General features: G+C 61.0%; 3 protein-coding genes and 1 pseudogene. 2 read left to right on the top strand and 2 right to left on the bottom strand.

Features of this window, described 5'->3' with window-relative positions; translation table 11 throughout:
• Window positions 1–383, bottom strand: a 383-nt coding sequence (locus AC1DDS_RS25640) for a Clp protease/crotonase-like domain-containing protein (protein WP_477481420.1), incomplete at its 3' end; no start/stop codon positions are given.
• 1067 nt (window positions 384–1450) lie between these two features.
• Here AC1DDS_RS25640 and AC1DDS_RS25635 point away from each other — a divergent pair.
• Together AC1DDS_RS25635 and AC1DDS_RS25630 are read left to right on the top strand one after the other, a co-directional pair.
• A complete protein-coding gene (locus AC1DDS_RS25635) occupies window positions 1451–2893 on the top strand; it encodes an NAD(P)/FAD-dependent oxidoreductase (protein ID WP_477481419.1) in 1443 nt (480 codons plus the stop codon).
• Between the two features lie 100 nt (window positions 2894–2993).
• Window positions 2994–3524 carry a TetR/AcrR family transcriptional regulator gene (locus AC1DDS_RS25630; protein WP_477481418.1) on the top strand — a complete coding sequence of 177 codons (531 nt, stop codon included), beginning with the start codon at window positions 2994–2996 and terminating at the stop codon, window positions 3522–3524.
• A 674-nt stretch (window positions 3525–4198) separates the two neighbouring features.
• Here AC1DDS_RS25630 and AC1DDS_RS25625 read toward each other — a convergent pair.
• Window positions 4199–4312, bottom strand: a pseudogene (locus tag AC1DDS_RS25625) (lytic murein transglycosylase); the annotation flags it as partial.

Below are 4312 nucleotides of genomic sequence, written 5' to 3'. Positions count from 1 at the left end.
AGATTGGTGCCGGGCGCCATTGCCGCCACATGGGTTGCATAGAGGATGTAGGTGCCGGCACTTGCCGCATGGCCGCCTGATGGCGCGACATAACCGATGACAGGAATGGGCGACGCCAAGATATCGGCGATCATCTCGCGCATCGATGTGACCAGCCCGCCGGGGGTGTTCATCTGTAAGATCACAACTTCAGCGTTGCGTGCGACCGCAGTCTCAAGACCTTCCTTGAGTTGCCGTGCACTGGCCGGGCCGATGGCGCCATCGATATCGATGGTCAACGCCACCGTCGTCCGGCCGCTCCTCTCGCCGATCGAGGAAGAGAGAGTAAGGGCCGCAGCGGCCACCAGAACCGCAGCGAAAAGGGAAAAACGTGCGAGTTTCACGCTCAGAGCTCCATATACAAGATGTGGGCTTGATTTTGCCGAATTCCATCATAGCGGCCTCTCAATGACCCTCATTCGGGTTTGACAGCGAGATCCGTAAGACGGAACTGAGGAACGCCTCACCGTCGGCTCCCCGGATAGGGGATGATGCGCCACGCTGCGGCTACGGCATTTTCCCGCCGCAGATCGGCCAACAGAACCTTTTTCCCCACACTGGACGCGGCGACGTCACCCGCAAGTCACCCATCTCGCCTTCTACTCGGGCTGGCCGACCGTCGCTGCCGGTGATGAACCCGCCGTCCGGACCCATGAGCAAAGCCCCGCCGTGCTCGAGTGTGTCGGCAGTGGTCCCGCGATGGGCACTCCGCTCGGGATCGTTCGGCCCGGCGGCGCGATCGGCCGTGTCAGCGTGCCCCACTACGGAGCGGTCGATCTGTCTGGCCCTTTTTTCTACCATAATGTGATCGTGGGGGCGGGCCCGCTCCAGTACGCGCCTACATCGATGAATTACTGCCAAACATCATGGAAAGCGGTATTGAGCCTGGGCGGGTGTTCGACCGTACCGTCGACCTGGATGGGGTCCCTAGTGGATATCGAGCTATGAACGATCGTGAAGCGCTCAAGGTAATGGTCCGTCCGTGAGAGTAACATGACTGTGCACCGCCTCGCACGACTGGGGAGGGTAGACCAAGGCCGCCTCGGGCTCCCATTGCGCACTCTGCCAGCAGGTGAATTGGGGGCGCAAAACCGCCTGTCGGATATTCAACTCCCATATGTCCGTTTCGGGGCCGAAAGCTGCTCGTCCCCTTTCGGGAGCAAGGCGCCAACAAGCGGTCATTCCCTTTCGGTGCGCCCATGACTGGCGGGACAGAGGATGCCAAGACGGACGCAAATCAAATCATTGAGCGCATGATAGCCGCCGAGTTGTTGATCAGGGACGGCGGTCCTTTGATTTTCGACTAGCCAGTCTCTATATGTTTCAGACTGAGCAGTCGGAAATTAGTTTGCGACCTACTTTCATGGCTGCGTCGAATCGACATCGAACTTCGGCATTACAAGGGTGTGCAATGGCTATCTCCAGACGTAACTTCATCCTCGGCGCGGGCAGCGGTGTTGCGGGCGCGGCGATCGGCGCAGGGGTCGGCATCGGCTTCATGTCCGGGTCCGGCTGGCGCAACAGCTCGGCTGTGCCGCGCGCCATGCCAGTGCAGACGCTCACCGAACTCCCGGCCGAGGCGGATGTCGTGGTCATCGGCGGCGGAATTGCTGGCATCTCCACGGCGCTTTTCCTCAACGAAAAGGGCCTCAACACGGTTCTGCTGGAAAAGGGCGTCGTCGCGGGCGAGCAGTCGAGCCGCGCCTTCGGCTGGATTTATTCCAACGGCTGGGACCTCGGAAAACTGGAGCTCACCAACCAGTCTAAGACCATCTGGCAAGGTTTTGCAGCCCGTTTCGGTGAAGACATCGGCTTCCGTCGGTCTGGCAACTTCACGTTGATAGGCTCCGACGAGGAAGTCGATGTGCACGCCGACTGGCTGAAATCGGCGCTCGAGATCCAGCCGCAGATGGACGCCAAGATCGTTACGGGTGCCGAACTCGACACACTCATTCCGGGCGCTGGATCCAAGTTCAAGGCGGCGCTCTACCAGGCCAGCGATGGCACGGCCGAACCGACCTACTCCGTCTCCAAGATTGCCATGGGCGCCATTCGCGAGGGCGTGAAGATCGTCGCGCCTTGCGCGGCTCGTTCGGTGGAGCGCGAGGGCGGCAAGGTTGCGGGCGTGCACACCGAGAAGGGCTACATCAAGGCCAAATACGTCGTCATGGCAGGCGGGGCGTGGAGTTCGCTTTTCGCAGGCAATATCGGCGTGCGCGTTCCGCAACTGATGCTCGCCTCCTCCATGCAGCGTCTGAGCCGCGTCGACGGCGCGCTGCCGGGTGCCGGATATGGACCCGACTTCACCTGGCGAATGCAGGCGGATGGCGAGACCTCGGTCGGCGTCGGCACGAGCGCTGCTCCGATCACCAAGGACAGCTTCCGCTTCCTGTTCGATTTCCTGCCGACGCTGGAACATTCTGGCAATCTCGTCAAAGTACGCCTGAGCAAGGACTTCTTTGAGTCACTGCGCATGAAGTCGAGTTGGAGAAATGACGAGGTCACGCCATTCGAGCAGGTGCGCATGCTCTCGGGCGAGGTCGACCGCCACGAAAACGACACGGCGCTCGCCAACCTGCGCCGGGCATTTCCGCAGTACGAGAAAGCCGTGATCAAGGAGGAATGGGCAGGCATGATCGACGCAACGCCGGATTCGACCCAGTTCGTGACTGACATCCCGGACTTCCTCGGGCTCTTCCTGATCACCGGCTTCTCCGGCAACGGCCTGACCACCGGGCCCGCCTCCGGCCAGATGATCGCAGAGATGATCGCCGGCGAGAAGACCACCTGCGACCCGTCGATCTATCGCTTCAACCGCTTTACCGATGGTTCGGAATTCGTCTTCCGATACTGAGTTGGCGGGCATGCCGGGAGTTGCGGAAACGCCCCATCCGACGCCCGGCATGCCTCAGACGATTTCTCCGGGAGGGAAGCTCGCCGGAAACGAAGGTGACATGCCCAGACCGAAACGCATCGACAAGACCGCCATTCTCACGGCAGCCGAGGAGTTGATCACTGAGACCGGCGGGATTCATTTCACCATGGACATGGTGGCCGCGAAGGCGGGCATCAGCAAGGGCGGGCTGACCTACACCTATCCCACGAAGGATGTCCTGATCGAGGACATGTTGCGTCGCGAACTGGAGCGCTTTGTTGCCCAGCGGGAAACACTCACGAAAGGGAACCAGCCTCTCGACAGGCTGGAGGCGCATGTAAAGGCCTCGGCCGAGCAAAAATACGTTTTCCAGACCCGCGCCGCTCATTTGATGGCGGCGCTGTCGAACGAGCCTCGTCATCTCGAATACGTGCGATCCTTTTATCGCGGGGCCTTCGATCTGGCGGATCCGACGACGGCGGAAGGCCGCCGTGCGCGCCACGCCTTCCTCGCGATCGAGGGACTGTTCCTCCTGAGGGGCCTTGGCCTGATGCCGGTCATCGACAATGAGTGGGACGATGTTTTCGCCTACGCGTTGAAGGAGTTCTGAGCAAGACGACAGAGCAGTTAGCGCCGGGATCTCTTTGTCTCACTTGGCTCTCTCAACTGCGGCCGTCATGAAAACGCCGGGATGGTGCGCGGCCGCCACAGTATTTGCTCAAGCAGTGGTTGCTGCGGAGCCTGTCGCGTGGTTGCGCCAAGGAGCGCTTTGAGTACCTCCTGAATGACCAAAGGCCCAACCTCGACTGCATCTTCGCCGTGGGCGATGCCTACATTTGGGCAGTGGTCACGGAGCCGTGGACGGCCGACTTCCGGCAGTAAACGCTCGCTGAGAATGTCCGGTTTGGGGTCAATCCTTTACGTCCAGAAGAACTCCGCCCGAACGAATCCTTGAGCTTCCGCACGGAGGCACCCGCGCCGAGGCCGACGGCCGACCGTCCGCTGCTAGGACGCCCAACACGAATAGCGGACATCAGAGCTCTTGCCGCCGAGGACTGGGATTGGTCACGCCTGAAATCGCCGATGAAATTCAAGGTCGTAGCGCGACAGGTGATGCAGAATGTCTTGACGAGCGCGAAGGCTGCCCAGAGGCGCCATCACTGGCGTACAGTGAGTGCCGGAAAGCAGCATGCACTGCTCACGACGTGCAGGCCATAAATCGTACTGGAGCCAGCAAATTGAGCCGTCGCACGGCGACTTTAAGCTGGAAGCGGGCGCAACTATCTAACTGCCGTCGATCGCGGCGCCGATGCGGGCGATTGCCTGCTGATAGACACGCGCGGAGTTCCAGCCAGCGATGGCGCCCATGTTTCCTTGATAGCCCCCGCCGGCGCCGGC

The sequence above is a fragment of the Mycoplana sp. 10N416 genome, assembly GCF_056394765.1.
This window is presented reverse-complemented; position numbering and strand designations above follow the sequence as displayed.